We start from the raw sequence: 18,863 nt of genomic DNA on the forward strand, positions 1-18,863 counted from the left end.
ACAAATGTCCCTCTTCTCTGCAGTCGAAACCAAACGAACACTAATACAAACAGACGTATGAGGAGAATCTTTACCAAAATCATCTCTTTGTCTCTGGCCCTGGTCGCATGTACCCTCTGGGATGCAGGTGCACAGAACAAAACGACGGTCTCCATTTCCGGTTCCGTCGTGACGAAAGAGTCGGGGAAGACGAAGACCCCGATACCCTATGCGGTCGTTTCGCTGCCCGAGATCGGCGTGGCCACCACGACCAACCTGCAGGGCGAATTCGAAATCAAGTCGCTCGCCCCCGGCACCTATAAGATTGAAATATCCTCGCTGGGATACGAAAAGATCAGCACGACGGTCGATGCCAAGGCAACCGTGACCAATCTGTCGTACGCCATGGTAGAAACCTCGTTCCGGCTGGACAACATCGTGGTATCGGCCCAGGAAAGCAAGGCGGGGGCCGCCACGGCCACCAAAATCTCGCGGGCGGCGATGGACCACCTGATGACCACGTCGCTGGCCGACATCATGTCGCTGCTGCCGGGCGAGGCCGTCACGAGGCCCGACCTGACCTACAACCAAGCCACCGGCATCCGGGGCGGACAGAGTTTCGGCACGGCGATCATCATGGACGGTTCGCCGCTCTCGAACAACGCCAACCTGCAGGTGCTGACCATGACCACGGGTTCCCAGCAGAACACGGCCCTCCCGGGAAGCACCGAGGACGAATACGGAACCACCGTCTACCGGCAGAATACGCCCACTTCGGGATTCGACCTGCGGAACATCACCACGGACAACATCGAATCGGTCGAGGTGATCCGGGGCATCGCCTCCGTGGAATACGGCGACATCACCTCGGGCGCCGTGATCGTCAACACCAAAGCGGGCCATTCGCCGCTGGCCATCAAGTTCAACACCAATCCGAACGTCTACATGTTCTCGGCCACGCAGGGCTTCAACCTTTCGCCCAAAGCGGGAGGGGGCAGCATCAACTACGGAGCCGACTACACCTATAACGTGGCCGACCCCACCCAGGGGTACGACTTCTACCAGCGGGTGACGGGCCGCGTGGGCTACACCAACACGCTGTTCGACGGCAAGTTCTACACCAATTCGGTGGTGAACTTCATCTACTCCAAGGACAAGGGCGAGCCCAACCCGGACGACGCCGACGATCTGGAGACCTTCAACGAACGCGACCTGGGCATCCGCTTCAACACGAACGGAACGCTGAACTTCAACAAGGGTTGGTTCAAGAACATCAAATACAACGCCTCGGTCAGCTACACCAACAAGAGGACCTACTACGAGGACGAACTCACCAACGCCGACTATCCCTACTCCACGGCCATGACGGACGGAGCCACGATCTCCAGCATCCCCGGCCGGCACATCTACGACGAAGACGGTTCGGAGGTGACGAACTTCACGGATGCGGAAGCCGGCAAGAAGGCATGGGTTCTGCCCGGAAGCTACAAATCGCAGTACAACGTCTACGGCAAGGAGCTCAATACCTACGCCAAACTGCTGGCCACCTTCGCCGGCAAACTCGGCCCCACGAACCACCGCATCCTCATCGGCGGCGATTTCCGCAACTCGGGCAACCTGGGACAGGGACGGGTTTTCGATCCCGAATACCCGCCCTACCGCAACGTATCGTACCAGTTCGCCGGACACCGCGAACGCTCCTACAAGGACATTCCGTTCCTGAACCATCTGGGCGCCTTCGCGGAGGAGAGCTTCCGCTGGACGTTCGCCCGCCGGGAACTGAACATCGTGGCCGGCGTACGGTACGACCACGTAGTCGATTTCAAGGGGGGATGGTCTCCGCGTCTGAACGCATCGCTGGACATTCTGCCCGAACAGCACCTGAGCGTCCGGGGCGGTTACGGCATCACGATGAAGGCACCCTCGGTGGCCCTTCTCTCGCCCGACAATGCCTATTTCGACATGCTGAACTTCGACAACAGCAGCAGCTACTACGCCGAAGAGGCCCAGATGTACCAGCTCGTCACCACCCGCGTGTTCAACACCCACAATCCCGACCTGCAGATGGCGAAAGCCAAGAAATGGGAAGTGGGCCTCGACTTCCGGATCGGACAGGTGCGGGGCTATCTGACCTGGTACCGCGACAAGTGCCTGAACGGCTACACGTTCGGCAGCACGCCGTCGAGTTTCAGGAGCGTGAAGTACGTGCAGTACGAAGAGGGCGACGTACCCGATGACGGGACGACGCTGCCCCAGCCGGTGCTGGAGGCCAGCAACGACATCCTCGTGGAATACACCATGCCGACCAACAACTACGCCTACCAGACCGAGGGCATCGAGGCGGAGATCGACTTCGGCCGGATCGACGCCATCCGCACCTCCTTCTCGCTCAACGGAGCCTGGACACGCCATAAATCGTGGACGAACAACTATACGTTCTGGAACCGCACGACCGGCACCGACTACGCCACCTATCCCCACATGGGCGTCTTCGAACCGGGCAACGACGTGTCGCACCACGAGTCGATCATCACCAACCTGCGCATCACGCACAACATTCCGAAGATCGGCTTCATCGTCACCCTGACCGCCAACGTGATCTGGAAGGACAACCTGTGGCACACCTACGGAAACGACTCGATTCCAGTCAAATACATCTCCAAATACGACGGACAGATGTATGACCTCGATCCTTCGAAACTGGGAGGGGCCGATCCCGAATTCAACGGGCTCGACCGGTACAACTACCTCAACGAACGCCGCCATCTGCGCGAACGGAACCGGCCGCCCCTGCTCTGCATGAACATCAACCTGACCAAGGAGATCGGGCAGTACCTGCGCGTGTCGTTCTTCGCCAACAACATGTTCCGCAACATGCCCTACTTCAAAAGCAACGTGGACATCGGCACCCGCGTACGGCGCAACCGGGACAAATTCTTCTTCGGCGTCGAACTGTCCGCATTAATCAAGTAAATCGCAGAAACCTATGAAAAAAGCATATATCGCATTGCTCAGTCTCGCGCTTCCCGTTTCGGGTCTGGTGTCCTGTTCCGAAATGATGACCGAAGCCGGCGACGCGGAAATCGTGGAACCCATCACCGTCTCCTACAAAGTGAATGCCGTGACCGGATTCGTGGACGCGGACGGCAAGGGCGAACCCGACCCGAACTTCCCGACCGAAGGGCTGAAAGCCACCTTCGTCAACTACGAGGAGAGCAGTTTCACCTCCGCCACGGTGGATGCCGACGGAATCGCCACGGCGACGCTCACCCCGGGCGTCTACACGATCAACGTGGCCGGTTCCGTGGAGAATGAAGGGGAAACCTATTACCTGAACGGGGCCGCCCAGAACATCTCGCTGACGAAAAACGTCTCGCGGGAAGAGGCCGCCGCCGGATCGACACTCAACCTGCGTCCGGCCAAAGTAGGCCCCCTCTGCATCAAGGAGGTCTACTACTGCGGCATTTCCCCCTACTACTTCCGCGACCAGACCTACGAAATCTACAACAACGGAGACGAAGTCTATTACCTCGACCACCTCTGTTTCACGCAGCTCTATCCCGATCAGGCGACGGCCGTACTGCCGGCCTGGCCCGCATCGGAGGGAAAGGACAATTTCGTGTACGGCATCACGCTGTGGCAGTTCCCGGGCAACGGAACCGACTATCCGCTGGCGCCGGGCGAATCGGTGATCATCGTACAGGAATCCCGCGACCACAGGGAAAACAATCCCAACTCGTTCGACAACTCGATGGCCGAATGGGAGATGTGGGCCGGAGGAAAACCCGAACGGGACAATCCCAACGTACCCAACCTGCAATACGTATTCTGGGGAGGCTACATCAACACGTGGCAGTGGCTGACCTCCGTATCCGGAGCCGCATTCTGCCTCTACCAGCCCGGGCAGGCGCTGACGTTCGGGGACACCAACTACTGGAAGCTCGGGGAGACCACCCAGAAAGAGGTGAACGGCACTTACGAATGGGCCAAGATTCCGGCCGAAACGGTCATGGACGGCGTGGAGTTCCTTCCCTCGATGTCCGACCTGAACATGAAGCGCATTCCCGGATTCGTGGATGCGGGCGGTTTCTCCGTGGGTGAGATCTACGTCGGGAAATCCGTCAGCCGGAAAAAGATCGGAGAGCGGCCCGACGGCACCCCCCTGTATCAGGACACGAACAACTCCACCGACGATTTCCAGATCAACGACCGGCCGGCCATCCGCCGCAACGGCGAGAAAGTTCCGAGCTGGAGTCCCAGCAATCACTAATCCCATTCAAGTTTGAACATTATGACAAAACATATAAACCTCATGATCATCAGCTGCCTGCTGCTCGTATCGGGCGCGGTTCCGGCACGGGCGCAGGAGACGGGCAGAACCCCCAACACAGCCGCTTCGATCGAACGGATCAAGACCCAGAACCTGTGGCTGTCCCACACCGGCAACGCCGCGGGAGCCTACATCGACGATGCCGCCTACTACGCCGATGCAGACCTCTACTTCACCCGCACGGACGGAACGTTCAAGCGGCCCCAGAGCGGCAAAATGAACACCGGATTCGGATTCAGCACCGACGGAGGGGGATTTCTCGGAAAGGACAAACGGTTCTACGCCTGGGGAGAATTCAACTACTCCCGCGACAAAATCCGAAACGCACAGTACAACGCCTCGCTGATCGACCCGTTCCGCGGAACGCCCTACTATATTGCGGACAAGGGGCTCAGCAACTGGATCAACCAGAGTTTCGACATGAAGGTGAAAGCGGCGACCCCTCTCTACTGCGACGTGCTGTACCTCGGCTTCGAAGGGTCGTATGCCGTGGCCGACGGTGCCAAGCAGAAAGACCCCCGGCCCGAAATAGAAATGTCGCGGGTGGAGGTGAAACCGAGCCTGCTGCTGAAAATGAACCGCCACTCGATCGGCGCCGACTTCGATTATTACAGCCGCCGGGAATACGGATACGCACGGACGGTAAACTCCCGTGTCAGCCAGACGATCTGGGTGATGGTGGCGCCCGGTTTCTTCCGTGAAATGGTGACCGGACTGGGTTCCAACGCCCTGACCATGCGCGACTACAACGCCAACAACCTGGGCGGAGGCCTTCAGTACGGATTCTCGGGCCGCCAGGTGAAAATCGTCGTTTCGGGCAACTACGCCTACGAGGTGGAAGACGCGAAGACGGCCGAAAGCGCGGAGAGCAGCGACGAACGGCCGAAACTGATCGGCACCACCCGCCAGGACCGGTGGGATGCACAGGTCAACGCCCGGTTCGACAACGGCACGGGCCGCGACTCGTGGTACCTGAACCTGTCGTGGAGCCGGCAGGATATGGACGGCATCGAATACCTCACCGAATTCGACAACAACCCCGACATCATGGATTACGTGGTGACGTTCAAGAACGTGCGGTCGAACTTCAAAGTCACCGACCTGAAAGGCGAACTGTCCTTCATGCGCAACGAAGAGGGCAACAGTTACAGTTGGACGGTGGGAGCCGGCGCCGCCTACCGGAAAATAGCCAATATCTACTACCTGCCGCGCAGCACGCAGGACGTGGAGAGCCTGACGCTGGAGGCCTATGCCCGGAAAAATTTCCGGACCGGGCAGAAAAGCCGGCTGCTGGCCGACCTGCACGGAGGGGCGAGCAAGAACCTCTCCTCGAAAATGGACTACAACGGCTACCAGGCCGACAACGAATGTTACAAGGATTTCACGCTGAAAGATTTCCGTTACCTGAGCACCAGCTACCTCAACGGCGGGGTGGCGGTGACCTACTCGCACACGGGTATCCTGAAAAACACGGCCTGCTACGCCGGGGCCGCATTCGACCTGTACCGGGCACACGGCAACCGAAGTCTGTTCAACAACCGGAGCTACCTTACCTTCAGGCTGGGCATGGCATTCTGACGCCCTCCGGGAGCGAACACCGGACAATCCCACAGGAAACAGTGAGAGACGAACCCATCGTCTCTCACTTTCCGCTTGTTAAGGAACATACTTCGCAACTATTTGTATGTTAAATATTTAACCAAACATATCTAAAAACAGACACATGAGACTACCGAATCATTGCAAAGCCGCCGCCTCGCTGCTGGTCCTCCTGTCGATAGGGGGAACAGGCCGTGCACAGACGGTCGTGCCTCCCGCCCAAAAGGGGAATACCTCTTTCGTGGTGGTGATCGACAGCGCCTCCTACGTGCACTGCACTCCGCAGGTGGAGAGCTATAAGGCCACACTCGAAGCGGAAGGCCTGCCCACGTTCGTGGCCTACAAGAACTGGCGTTCGCCCGAAGAGGTGAAGCAGTTGCTGGAGAAGCTCTACCGACAGGAAAAACTGGAAGGAGCCGTCTTCATCGGCGAAATTCCCGTTCCGATGATCACCAAGGCACAACACCTCACGTCGGCTTTCAAAATGGACGAACGGAGCTATCCGCTGCGCGACGTGTCGGTACCCTCCGACCGTTTCTACGAGGATTTCGACCTGAAATTCACTCCGCTGGCCGACTCCACGCAGGGGATGCTCTTCTTCTACCGCATGGCGCCCGATTCGCCCCAGGCCATCACCTGCGACATATACAGCGGCCGCATCCGTCCCCAGGCTTCGAACGGCGACCCCTACCGGCAGATTGCAGCCTATCTGGAAAAAGCGGTCAGAGCCCACAGGGAACGGAACGAGTTCGACCGGTTCGTCTCCTACACGGGGCACGGTTCGTACTCCAACTCGCTGGTGGCCTGGCGGTCCGAACAGCAACTGATGAACGAACAGTTTCCCGGCATCTTCACCCGCCAACGGGGCATGAAGCTGATGCGCTACTCGATGGCCCCCTACATGAAAGACAACGTCATCAAGGAGCTGCGGCGCCCGGACCTGGACATGATGGTCTTCCACGAACACGGGATGCCCGAGCGGCAGTACTTGACCGGAGACCAGGACACCTACGAACTGGAAGACAACATGGCGCTCGTCAAGGAGACTCTCCGCTCGACGGTGCGCCGGGATGCGGCCCGGGGCGAGAAGGACCCCTTCGCACGGGCCAAAGCCGAAGCCGACAGGCTCGGAGTCGATTCGTCGTGGTTCCGCGACGCGCTCGACCCGGCGGTGAGGGCGCAGGATTCGCTGACCGACCTGAAACGGGGCATCGTGCTGGAGGACGTGAACGGTATCCGGCCCAATGCCCGTTTCGTGATCTTCGACGCCTGCTACAACGGGGATTTCCGTGAAAAGGACTATATCGCCGGAAAATACATCTTCTCCGACGGAATGTGCGTGGCGGCTTTCGCCAACAGCGTGAACGTCCTCCAGGACAAATCGGCGTTCGACCTGCTGGGACTTCTGGCCTGCGGCACACGGCTGGGCGTATGGGCACGCCACATCAACATCCTCGAATCGCACATCCACGGCGACCCGACCTTCCGGTTCGCCCCCTCGTTCGACGAGGACATGAATGCGGCATCGCTGCGGACGGACAACGAATTCTGGAAGGAAAAACTCTCCTCCCCGATTCCTGACGTGCAGAACTATGCCTTGATCCGGCTCTATCTGAACGGCTGTCCGGGCATCTCCGACCTGCTGTACGACACCTTCTGCCGGTCGCCCCACGCCGTGGTCCGCTACAACTGCATGCACCTGCTGGAGGCCGTCAACGACGACAATTTCCGCAAGGCGCTGATGAAAGCGCCCTCGGACAGTTTCGAATTCATCCGGCGCATCGGATGCCACCGCATGGGGCTGTGCGGCGACGAACAGTTCATCCCTGTGCTGATCGAAGCCTATATCAACGACCAGAATTCGGCCCGGGTGATCTTCAACATCGAACAGTCACTGCTCTGTTTCGACAAGGACAAGGTACTGAAAGCCATCGACGAACGCTTCGAAAAGGCCGATTTCTGCGACGCGCCCAAATACCGGGCCGCACTGACGAAACTCGTCAGTGCGAATCCCTCGCAGAGCAGTCTGGAGACGATCACCGACCACAGCCAGAAAGACCGCTGGCGGAAGTTCTACATCACGTTCCTCAAGAACCGCCCCTACCACCAGATCATTCCGCAGGTGCTGGCCGAGCTCGAAGACGAATCGAACAGCGACTTCATCCGCGTGCACCTGGCCGAGGCGCTGGCATGGTTCACCCTCTCCAACCAGCGGGAGGAGATCGCCGCCGCCTGCCGCCGGGTACTCGACAGCGGCAAATGTTCGCCCGAACTGAAACAGGAGCTGACCCGGGCCTGCTCCCGGCTCCAACCGGTCAAATAATCCCCAGAAACGAAGATGCACATGAAAAACATACTGCGAATCGCGCTGGCCGCCGCACTCCCGCTGGCCGTATACGCGCAAGAGGTGAAGATCGAGAAACCGGCCTCCAGACAGGCCACCTCGTTCGCCATCGTGATCGACGACAAAACCTATGAAAAATGCGCCGAAGAGGTGAACCTCTACCGCCGGGCACTGGAAAAGGACGGGCTCTCGACCTGGGTGCTGAGCGCCCGGTGGGAAAATCCCGGACAACTGCGCGGAGAGCTGGAGAAACTGTACGGGAAGCAGCCGAACCTAGAGGGGATCGTGCTGATCGGCGACATTCCGGTGGTGCTCGTGCGTAATGCCCAGCACATGACCACCGCCTTCAAGATGGACGAAGAGCGGTTTCCGAAAGAGGACGCCTCGGTCACATCCGACCGTTTCTACGACGACCTGCACCTGAAATTCGACTATCTGGAGCAGGACACGGTGAATCCGCGCCACTTCTATTACAAGCTCGCGGACGACAGTCCCCAGCGGCTGAACCCGACCTACTATTCGGGCCGGATCATGTATCCGCCCAAGAAAGGAGGCGACCCCTACGCAGCGATCGGCAAGTTCCTGCGCAAGGCCGTGGCGGAAAAGGAGCGGACGAAACAGATCGACCACATCGTGACCTTCGCCGGAGACGCCTACAATTCGGACTGTCTGAACGTATGGCTCGACGAGAAGCTGGCGGTCAACGAGAATTTCCCGCTGACGGGCAGGGATCACCTGTCGGCCATGCACCTCAATTTCCGGATGGACGAATTCATGAAATTCCGCCTCTTCGACCAGTTGCAGCGGGACGAACTGGACGTGATGCTTTTCAACGAGCACGGGTCGATCCATCTGCAGCACATCAACGGGAACACTCCGGGCAACTCGACGGAGAACCGCATGAAACTGATCAAATCGGAAGTGGACTACTACGTGGGCCGGGAAGCCGATAAGGAGGAGGGCGATCCGGAAGGAGCTAAACAGCACTTCATGAAAGAGCTGGGACTGCTGCCCTCGTTCTTCGAAGAGCCGAAGAAGGAAGATGCGGGGAAAGCCGCCGAAGCACCGGTCGAAACGGTTCCCGGACTGAGCGCCAACCACCGGGACAACATCACCATCACGCTGGACGACCTGGAGAAGGTGAAGACGATGCCCCGTTTCGTCATGTTCAACGCCTGCTACAACGGATCGTTCCAACGGCCGGGCTGCATAGCGGCCTACTACATTTTCAACGACGGGCGCACGGTGGCCACACAGGGCAACACGGTAAACGTTCTGCAGGACCGCTGGACCTACGAAATGGTGGGGCTGCTCTCGCACGGAGTGCGTGTAGGACAGTACAACCGGCTGATCGCCACGTTGGAAGGGCACATCGTGGGAGACCCGACCTTCCGGTTCAAGCCCGTGGAACCGAACACGCTGAGTTCCGACATGACGGCTCTCCGCGGCAAAACGAAGGTATGGGAGCGTTACCTGGGTTCGGACTATGCCGACATCCGTTCGGTGGCGCTTCGCACGATGGCGGACGGCAAAAAACCGATGCCGTCGGCCCGCCTGCTGGAGATCATGAAAGAGTGTCCGTTTGCCACCACGCGCATGGAGTGTCTGAAACTGCTGAGCCGGTACGACAATGCCGACTTCATCGAAGCCATCCGGCTGGGACTGCGCGATCCTTACGAACTGATCCGGCGCAATGCGGCCAACTATGCCTGGATGACGGGCGATCCGTCGCTGATTCCAGATATCGTGGACGTGTACCTGAACGACCCCGAATCGCAGCGGGTGGCCTACACGCTCGAAAAAGCGATGGCCCTGCTGCCTTCGGACCAGGTGACGGAGGCCATGAACCGCGCGGTGGACCGCTCGCTGTGGCCCGACAAGGAGGCCAAACGCAAGGAGATGGCCGACATGATCGCCTCGTCGGCCGGCGTGAAGGAGAAATGCGTGGCCCGGATCATGGACCGCAAGGCAAAGGAGGAGGCCCGGAAAATGGCGATCCGCACGGTACGCAACTACACCTACCACGAATATGCGGACGACTTTCTGAAGTTCGTAGCCGACCGGGAGAACAGCACCCGGCTGCGGGTCATCATGGCCGAGGCTCTGGGCTGGTTCACCCATTCGAGGAAAGCACCCGACATCGTCGAGGGCTGCCGCAGAATACTCGCCGAGGAGAAGGACATGGCCCCCGAACTGCGGGGCGAACTGACGCAGACGATCATCCGCCTGCAATAAACCGATGACGGACGGCCGGCGGTTCCTTCCGGAATTCCGGCCGCCCTCTTTCACTCAAACGAACAGGAACCATGAAGAGAAGAAATCTGTTGCCCGCCCTGCTGCTCGTCCCGCTGCTGACGAGAGCCGAAATCCGGGAAATCGCCCCCACGGTGAAGACGCCCACCTCGTTCGCCATCGTGGTGGACCGCACCAGCTACGAAAAGAGCCGGGAGGCGGTGGAAGCCTACCGCGACGCGGTGGAACGCGACCGGCTGGCCACCTGGATACTCGTCACGGACGGCGATGCCCCGGAAGCCATACGGGAGAGGATCATCGCACTCGCCGGGGGAAAAATGCCGCTGGAAGGCATCGTTCTGGTGGGCGACATTCCGATCCCCATGCTGAGGGACGCCCAGCATCTCACCTCGGCTTTCAAAATGGACCAGAGCCGGGACTGGCAGGAGTCGTCCGTCCCTTCGGACCGTTATTACGACGACTTCGACCTGAAATTCGACTTCATCAGACGGGATTCGGTAAAGCCCCTCTACTACTATTACACCATGAACCCCTCCTCGGCCCAGCATATCGACTCGGACATCTACTCGGCCCGTATCAAGGCGCCCGAACGGGAAGGAACGGACAAGTACGCGCTGCTGGACCGTTTCCTGCGCAAGGTGGTGGCCGAGAAGGGCGAAAACAATCCGGTGGACAGCCTCTTCATGTTCCGGGGCCACGGCTACAATTCGGACGATCCCAATGCGTGGGCCGACGAACAGCGGGCGCTGCGGGAACAGTTTCCGGCCCTGTTCGGTTACGGGGGCCGGGCACGGTTCACCGACTACGACGTCTTCTTTCCGATGAAAGAGCGCATCCTGGAGGAGATCCAGCGGCCGGGCACGGACATCGTGCTGGGGCATCACCACGGCGGAGAGCAGACGCAGTACATCAGCGGCAGCGAACCCGCCTTATGGATCGACGACCACGTGGAACAGATACGGAGAGGCCTGCGGGCCATCATGAAACGCTCGAAGGACAAAGCGAAGACCCGGGCCGAATGGCAGGAGAAATGGGGTTTTCCCGATGCGTGGTTCGCCACGAACGACTCTCTGAGCCGGGCCGATTCGCTCCGGGCCCTCACGCTCAATATCGAGACGGAAGACATCTACCGCTGCCGTCCGGCCACACGGTTCATCATGCACGATGCGTGCAGCAACGGTTCGTTCCACTGGGACGACTACGTGGCCGGAGCCTATCTCTTCACGGAAGGGAGGACGGTGGCCGCCCAGGGATGCTCGGTCAACTCCCTCCAGGACAAATGGCCGGATGAATTTCTCGGGCTCTTCGCGGCCGGTATCCGGATCGGACAATGGGGCCGCCATGTCCACTATCTGGAGACCCATCTGTTCGGCGACCCGACCTACCGTTTCGCCAATACGGCGGCTCCTTCGGTAGACATCAACGAAGCCCTCACGGTCAGGCGGGGCGACAACCGCCTATGGCGGAAACTGGCCGACCACACCTCGGCCGACGTGCAGGCCATGGCGCTCCGCCGCCTCAGCGAGAACGGATACACGGGCGTGAGGGAGCTGCTGAAGGAACGGCTCGCCGCCTCGCCCTACGGCGTGGTGCGCATGGAAGCCTTCCGGCTGTTGCAGCGGCGGGGCGGAACGGATGTACGGGATGCCGTGGAAGCGGGACTGAACGACAACTACGAACTGGTACGCCGTTTCAGCATGAAGGAAATCGGCGAATGCGGCGACGACGCACTGATTCCGCTGCTGGTGCGTGCCATGCAGGAGGAGATGCTCTCTCCCCGCACGGAGTTTTACAGCCGGGACGCGCTCACCCTGTTCGACCCGGCAAAGGTGAAGGCCGAAATCGAACGGCAGTTCGACGGCAAGGAGCGGATATGGCCTGCGACGACGGCCAGGAAGCAGGAACTGCTGGATTGGATCGACCGGACGGAAGAGTACGTCAGAGAGAACCTCACGACGCTCGAAGACACCACGAAATCCGACAAGAAACGGTCCTGGAGCGTCTTCATGCTGCGGAACAACCACTACCACCGCTACGTTCCCCGCTACGTGGCCTTCGCGCTGGACGGCACCCAGCCGGAAACGCTGCGCAGGGACATGGTCGAAGCGCTCGGCTGGTTCACCGATTCGTACCGCAAGGGGATGATCGTGGAGATGTGCGACAGGCTGATCGCCGCAGGACAGCCGTCGTCCGTCGCGGACGAAGCCCGCAAGACGAAAGCGCGGCTGACAGGCAAGTAGATTTCCCTCCCGCACGACGACACAAGGAAGGCGGCCCGGATTCGGGCCGCCTTCCGGCATTACTGCCAATATTCACCTAACTATTTCGAAACTGTCATTACTCGGCCGGTTTGGAGGCATAGGCGGTGAGCATCCACACCAGTTTCTCCTGTTCGCGGAGGTAGTCGCTCATCTGTGCCACCGTACCTTCGTCTTCGGCCTCGGAAGCCAGCGCCAGCAGCTTGCGTTCCTCGGCAATCAGATAAGCGTAGGTCTCGAGCACGTTTTTCAGCGCCTCCGGACCGCAGTTCACACCGGCCACCTCCTTCAGTCCGGCTTCGCCGAGGTATTTGCTGTACCGGTTTTCGGGCACGCCGCCCAGAGTGAGAATCCGCTCGGCGATCTCGTCCACCTTTTCGGCGGCATCGTTATAGAGCTCTTCGAATTTGGCGTGCAGGACGAAGAAATCGGGGCCCTGTATGTTCCAGTGGAAACCGCGCAGGTTGCCGTAAAAAATCTGATAGTCGGCCAACAGCCTCTTGAGGGAAGATACCACGCTTCTTGTTTTCGGTTCGTTCAGTCCGATAAAATCCAGTGTTTTCATAATCGTAATTTTTTATTGTTATTGTTTTTCATTTCCTTTCGATGAGACAAAGATAGGGCAAGGAAATTCATAAATCAAATAAATATACTATATACGCAAATAGACATAAACTATATACATTCCGGCAACGGCGCTTCTCTGCCGGATGGGGACTACCGTCCCGTCACACGCATATATCGGGCCAGAGACATGCGGTAGGCGGCACAGGCCGACGTGAGGTTGTCACGGCTTTGGGTATAGAGCGTCTCGGCATCGAGCAGGTCGGTGAGCGAAACCGTACCGGCTTCGTAAAAACGCCGGTTCTGCCGCAGGTTTTCGGTGGCCGAAGCGACCGAACGCCGCATGAGCAGAATTTGGGCATAGGCTTCCTGCACGCCGCTCCAGGTCTGTTCGATCTCGACCGCAAGCATTTCGCGGGCCTCCTCCCGATCGTTTTCGGCCTGCCGTTCCTCGATCCGGGCCTTTTTCAGGGCATGGGAACCGCCCCACCAGTCGGAAATGGGAACCGATACCGAAGCGAACACCATCCCGTCGTCGACCCCCTTGTTCATCACGTTGTAATAGAGGTACCCGGCCCCGATCCCGACCGTAGGCAGCAACTTGCCGCGCTCCATCCGCGTACGGTATCTCTGCGCTTCGACCCCCTTCTCCGCCAACCGGTACTCGGCCCGGCGGTCGAGGGCCTCTTCGAGGGAGACATAATGGACCGAGGGCTCCTCGGGACGGTCGAACCCCGAAGCGGAGAGATCGAGCGTATGCCAGTCCGCACCGATATACTGGGCCAGCAGCATCTTCGACACCTTCAGCCCGTTCTCGACCTTCAGCCGGTTGGAAGCCACCTCCTGACGGCGGAGTTCGACACGCAGCAGGTCGTTGACCGTCACGAGACCCGCCCGGACCGACAGTTCCACCTGACGGTGTATCTCGTCCAGCTGGCGTTCCACGGCCGCGATGGTGGTAAGGTTCTCACGGAGCGAAACGATCTGCCAGAAATAGGCTTCGGTCTGCTCGCGCACCTCCGCTTCGGTACGCTGCACCTGCAGACGGCCGACCTCCTCGCCCAGGCGGGCGAGTTTATGTCCGTTCACGATCTTCAGCCCAGCGAAAAGGGGCTGTACGGCGGTCACCGAACCCAATATGCCGCGTTTCACCAGCGACAGCGGCATGGGAATCGTACCCATTTGCGGAAGGGTCACGCTGAAATCGGCCTGCACGAGTCCCCGCTGGGCCTGGAACACGCCTCCCGAAGCGGAAACCTGCGGGAAATAGCGGGTGAAGGCCCCGCGCCGCGTCCGGACCGCGGCCTCGAGATCGAGACGGCTGTTGCGGAGCGTGCGGTTGTGTTCCAGCGCGGCTTCGCGGCACTCCTCGAGGGTAAGCGTCTGGGCTCCGGCCGAAAGGACGGTCCCGCACAGGAAAAGGGAGATAAGAAGGTTCGTTTTCATCACTTGTAGATTTTGGAGTAAAGCACCGGCAGGATCGTCACCACGAGGATCAGCGAACCGATGCCGCCGGCGAAGATCGTCACCCCGACGGGAGCCCAGAAGGTGCTGCCTCCCAACATCATCGGGACCACACCCACGGCCGTGGTAGCCGTGGTGAGGAAGATGGGCACCATCCGGCGACGCCCGGCGTCATAGGCCGCTTCGGCCGCGGACATGTGCCCGCCGATCCGTTTGTCCTCGGCGTGCTGGTACATCAGGATCACGTTGCGCACGATCATTCCCAGCAGGGTGATGAAGCCCAGCACGGAGGTCAGGCCGATGGTGAAACCGGCTATCCACAGCCCGATCATGGCACCGAAGAGACAGAGCGACATCGAAGCCATGACCACCAGCGTGATACCGAATTTGCGGAAATTGATCAGAATGAAAAAGAAGATGATGATCAGCGAGATGCCCAACCCGGCGGCGATGGGGGGAATCGTCTCCGCATCGAACTCGTGGGCTCCGCCCAGTTCGGTGGTGATGCCGGCGGGCAGGACGATTTCGTTCTTCAACATTTTGTCGATGCGGGAAGTCATCCGCATGGCGTTGACGCCCCGTTTCAGATCGGCCGAAACCGTGATGCAGCGCATGCCGTTGCGGTGTACGATTTTGCTCTGGCTCCAGGCAGGTTCCACTTCGGCCACCTGCCTCAGCGGAACGCTGAGCGAAGGAACCGCCGAGGAGACATAGGTATTTCCGACATCGGAAAGCGAGCGCTCACCTCTCCGTTCATCGTTTTTCAGCACGACGGGAAGCCGGTAGTCGCCCTCCCAGACGGAACCCACCGCCACGTCGCCCGCGGCAAGGGCCAGGTTGGCCGCAGCCAGCGTGCGCGTGATCCCCAGCTGGGGCGCCGTCACGGGATCGAGGCGCACGTCGATTACCGAACGGGGATCTTCATAGTCGGAGTGCACCCAGAGCAGTCCGGGCATGCGGCGCATCCGCTCCATCAGCCGGTCGGCCGCCGTGCGCAGCGAATCGAGGTCGCTGCCGTAGAAGCGGAACTCCAGCGAAGGGACGTTCTGGTAATCGAGTTGCTTGAACTTGACGTAGGCTTCGGGAAAACGGTCGGCCCATGCATCGGCATACTCGTCGAGAATCGCTTCCGTATCGTCGACCGAAGTGGTGTTGACGATGAACTGGGCATAGTTTTTACCCGCCATCTGGGGCGCATAGCTCATCTGGAACCGGGGCGAGGAACACCCCACAAAAGAGGTGACGGAAAGGACCCTCGGATCGGCCCGGAGCACCCCGTAGACCGAATCCGCCACCGCGGCCGTCCGCTCCAGAGGGGCGTCGGGCTGCAGGTAGATCTCCACGGCGAACTGGTCCCGGTCGGCGAAAGGCACCATCCGGAACTTCAGCTGGGTGGCGATCAGGAACGAGACGGCCACCGAGACGACGCCCAGCCCGATGGTGAGCCAGCCGTGACGGAATGTCCATGCGAGCACACGTTCGTATTTTTCGTGCACGCGATCGGTCAGGGATTTGCGGTCGCTGCGGCGCGGGTTCACCACGGGAATGATCAGGATTTCGAGGAACGGGATCACCAGCACGGCCAACAGCAGGGAGACCAGCAGGTTGATCGAGATGGTCCACGGGAAGTAGGTCAGGAAATCGCCCATCATGCCTGTCATGGTGAACAGCAGCGGATAGAATATCATGCAGATGCAGACGGTGGCCAGCAGCAGCGAGGGGAAGAAGGCCCGGGCGCTCTCGACGGCCGCGAACCAGCGCGAATAGCCCCGGCCCAGGTAATCGAGGTAACCGTCGATCACGACGATCGAATTGTCGACGATCATCCCCAGTACGACCACCAGCGCAGCCAGCGTGACCGTATTGAGCGGGATACCGCACATGTACATGATACCCACCGATATGAAAGTCGAGAGGGGGATGGTGATGGCCGCCACGATGGCCGAACGCAGGGGGAAAAGCACCATCATCACCAGGATGATGATGGCCATGGCCACGAACAGGTCGCGCAGGAACGAGGAGACGGAATCTCCCACGACCTTGGCCTGGTCGGCGATGCGCTGCACCTGCACGTCGGAGGGAAGCTCCTCCCGGATGAAGGCGTGCAGCACCTCGTCCACCTCGCGGCCGTACTCCACGATATTGAATCCGGCACGCATCTCCATCGACAGCATCACACAGCGGTGCCCGTTGTTACGGATATAGCTGTCCGGATCGTCGTACTCGCGTACCACACGGGCGACGTCCTTCACCCGGAGCACATGCCCTTCGGGATCGCTCCAGATGATCTGGTCGGCCACCTCCCGTTCGCCGGCCAGCGACGGAGCGATGTGGATGGGCGTTTCGGTCTCCCGGTTACCGACCGAACCGCCCATCGGGGTCAGACCCTGCGAGGCAAGCGCGGCCGAAAGCACCTGTTCACCGATACCGTAGGCCGCCAGACGCTCCCGGTCGATGTAGACCGAAATCTGCTCCTGCTGTACGCCGTAAGGGCGCAGGTTCGACACCGACTCGATCCGGCGCAGACGGTCGCTCAGGTCGTCCAGGTATCCTTTCAGCTCCCGGTAGGAACGGGTATCCGACTCGATGGTGATCAGCAGGGCCGAAGTGTCACCGAAATCGTCGTTGGTAACCACGGCGGCCACCCCGGAAGGCAGTTGGGCCTTGAAGGCAGCCAGGCCGTGCTTGATCTTCGACCACACCTCGTCCTTGTCGTTCACGTCGTCGTTCAGCTCGACCATCACGTAACACAATCCGTTCTGGGAAGTGGAAGTGGTCTTCGAACGCTTCACCTCCTTATAGGTCATCAGGAACTGTTCGAGGGGTTTGGCCAGCTGCTGCTCCACCTCCTCGGCCGTAGCACCGGGATAGACGCCGACCACGACGCCCTGACGGATCGTGTACTCGGGAAACTCCTGCTTCGGAATATGCACCAGGGCGTAAATACCGAACACGAAGAGGCAGCCGACCAGCAGGAAGGTGATGCGGAAATTGCGCATCGACCAGGATATGACATTGTTATCGGACCCTTTCATCGCCACACGACTTTACTCCCTTCCCCGATCTTCTGCATGCCGTCGGTCACGATGCGGTCGCCGGCCTCCAGGCCCCCGGCGATTACGATGCCGTTCCCCGACAGGGACCCCGTCACCACCGGCATGCGAACGGCCGAATCACCCCTCACCGCCCACACGAAGCGGCTGCCGTCGCCCGCCTGCCGCACGGCACGCACCGGCAGGACGATCTCCTCCGCTGCCTCGGCAGGCGACACCGTCACCCGGCAGACCATGCCAGGCAACAACTCCCCGCCGGCATTGGCTACGGAGGCCGTCACATCGTAGGTATGTGCGGCGGGATTCGCCACGGCCCCCTTTTCGATCCCGCCGGCCGTAAAGACACGGTCGCCGAGCGCCGCGACGCCGACCCGCACCCGGCTGTCGGCACCGATCCGGGCAATCTCCTGCTCCGGCACCGAGAAGCGGACCTTGACGGTGCCGACCCCGAGCAGCGTCATCACGGGAGCACCGGGCAGCGCGGTCTCTCCCACCGAGACCGTCCGCCTGCCGATCACACCGGAAAACGGGGCGAGAAGCCGGCAGTCGTCCAGATTTTTCCGGGCGATTTCACAGGCCGATTCGGCCTGGCTGAGCCGGGTACGGGCTTCGACCCACTTGATTTCGGGAAGGCTCCGGGCATCGTACAGTTGTTTCAGCCGCTCACAGGCGTCCTTCGCCTGGTCGAGCGTCGCCCGGGCGGCATCGTATGCCTGACGGGCCGATGAGGAATCGAGCTCGGCCAGCAGATCGCCCTGCCGCACATGTTTTCCTTCGTCGGTCGTCACGCGGGCCACGGTCCCCGCTACGGGGAAACTCAGCGCCGCCTCCGTCCCGCCCTCGACCGTTCCCACATAGACCGCCGCTCCGGCATCGGCAGAGGGAGCGACGACTACGGTTTCCACCCGCACCGGATCGGGCATCCGGAGCGGTTCGCGGGATGCACAGCCTGCCACGGTCAACAGCACGGCCCAAAGAATCGTTCGTTTCATTCGTTTCGAAATTTTATCCGTCACAAA

General features: G+C 60.3%; 10 protein-coding genes. 6 read left to right on the forward strand and 4 right to left on the reverse strand.

From position 1 onward, the window contains the following. The first annotated feature begins 57 nt into the window (after positions 1 to 57). The 6 genes from INF32_RS07635 (at position 58) to INF32_RS07660 (ending at position 12,745) form a co-directional block, all read left to right on the forward strand. Positions 58 to 2,952, forward strand: a complete 2,895-nt coding sequence (locus tag INF32_RS07635; RefSeq protein ID WP_226387752.1) for a TonB-dependent receptor — start codon at positions 58 to 60, stop codon at positions 2,950 to 2,952. 13 nt (positions 2,953 to 2,965) lie between these two features. Next, positions 2,966 to 4,249 (forward strand): DUF4876 domain-containing protein, encoded by a 1,284-nt coding sequence (locus INF32_RS07640; protein WP_226387753.1) that lies wholly within the window; start codon positions 2,966 to 2,968, stop codon positions 4,247 to 4,249. A 42-nt stretch (positions 4,250 to 4,291) separates the two neighbouring features. After that, positions 4,292 to 5,887 (forward strand): DUF6850 family outer membrane beta-barrel protein, encoded by a 1,596-nt coding sequence (locus INF32_RS07645; protein ID WP_226387754.1) that lies wholly within the window; start codon positions 4,292 to 4,294, stop codon positions 5,885 to 5,887. A 145-nt stretch (positions 5,888 to 6,032) separates the two neighbouring features. Then, positions 6,033 to 8,231 carry a HEAT repeat domain-containing protein gene (locus tag INF32_RS07650; RefSeq protein ID WP_226387755.1) on the forward strand — a complete coding sequence of 733 codons (2,199 nt, stop codon included), beginning with the start codon at positions 6,033 to 6,035 and terminating at the stop codon, positions 8,229 to 8,231. Between the two features lie 21 nt (positions 8,232 to 8,252). Beyond that, positions 8,253 to 10,487, forward strand: a complete 2,235-nt coding sequence (locus INF32_RS07655; RefSeq protein ID WP_226387756.1) for a HEAT repeat domain-containing protein — start codon at positions 8,253 to 8,255, stop codon at positions 10,485 to 10,487. A gap of 71 nt (positions 10,488 to 10,558) precedes the next feature. After that, positions 10,559 to 12,745, forward strand: coding sequence for a HEAT repeat domain-containing protein (locus tag INF32_RS07660; RefSeq protein ID WP_226387757.1), 2,187 nt, complete (start codon positions 10,559 to 10,561; stop codon positions 12,743 to 12,745). A gap of 97 nt (positions 12,746 to 12,842) precedes the next feature. Here the strand turns inward: INF32_RS07660 and INF32_RS07665 are convergent, their stop codons facing one another. The 4 genes from INF32_RS07665 to INF32_RS07680 form a co-directional block, all read right to left on the reverse strand. Continuing rightward, positions 12,843 to 13,328: a Dps family protein gene (locus tag INF32_RS07665; RefSeq protein WP_226387758.1), complete on the reverse strand. Its 486-nt coding sequence runs from the start codon at positions 13,326 to 13,328 to the stop codon at positions 12,843 to 12,845. A 152-nt stretch (positions 13,329 to 13,480) separates the two neighbouring features. Beyond that, the gene (locus INF32_RS07670) at positions 13,481 to 14,773 is read right to left on the reverse strand and encodes a TolC family protein (RefSeq protein WP_226387759.1); all 1,293 of its coding nucleotides are present in this window, start codon (positions 14,771 to 14,773) and stop codon (positions 13,481 to 13,483) included. Continuing rightward, positions 14,773 to 17,826, reverse strand: coding sequence for an efflux RND transporter permease subunit (locus tag INF32_RS07675; protein ID WP_226387760.1), 3,054 nt, complete (start codon positions 17,824 to 17,826; stop codon positions 14,773 to 14,775). Before INF32_RS07675 ends, INF32_RS07670 begins: the two co-directional genes overlap by 1 nt. After that, entirely contained in the window at positions 17,823 to 18,836 is a 1,014-nt protein-coding gene (locus tag INF32_RS07680) for an efflux RND transporter periplasmic adaptor subunit (RefSeq protein ID WP_226387761.1), read from the reverse strand. Before INF32_RS07680 ends, INF32_RS07675 begins: the two co-directional genes overlap by 4 nt. Between the last annotated feature and the right edge of the window lie 27 nt (positions 18,837 to 18,863).

This window comes from Gallalistipes aquisgranensis (genome assembly GCF_014982715.1).
Lineage (GTDB): Bacteria > Bacteroidota > Bacteroidia > Bacteroidales > Rikenellaceae > Gallalistipes > Gallalistipes aquisgranensis.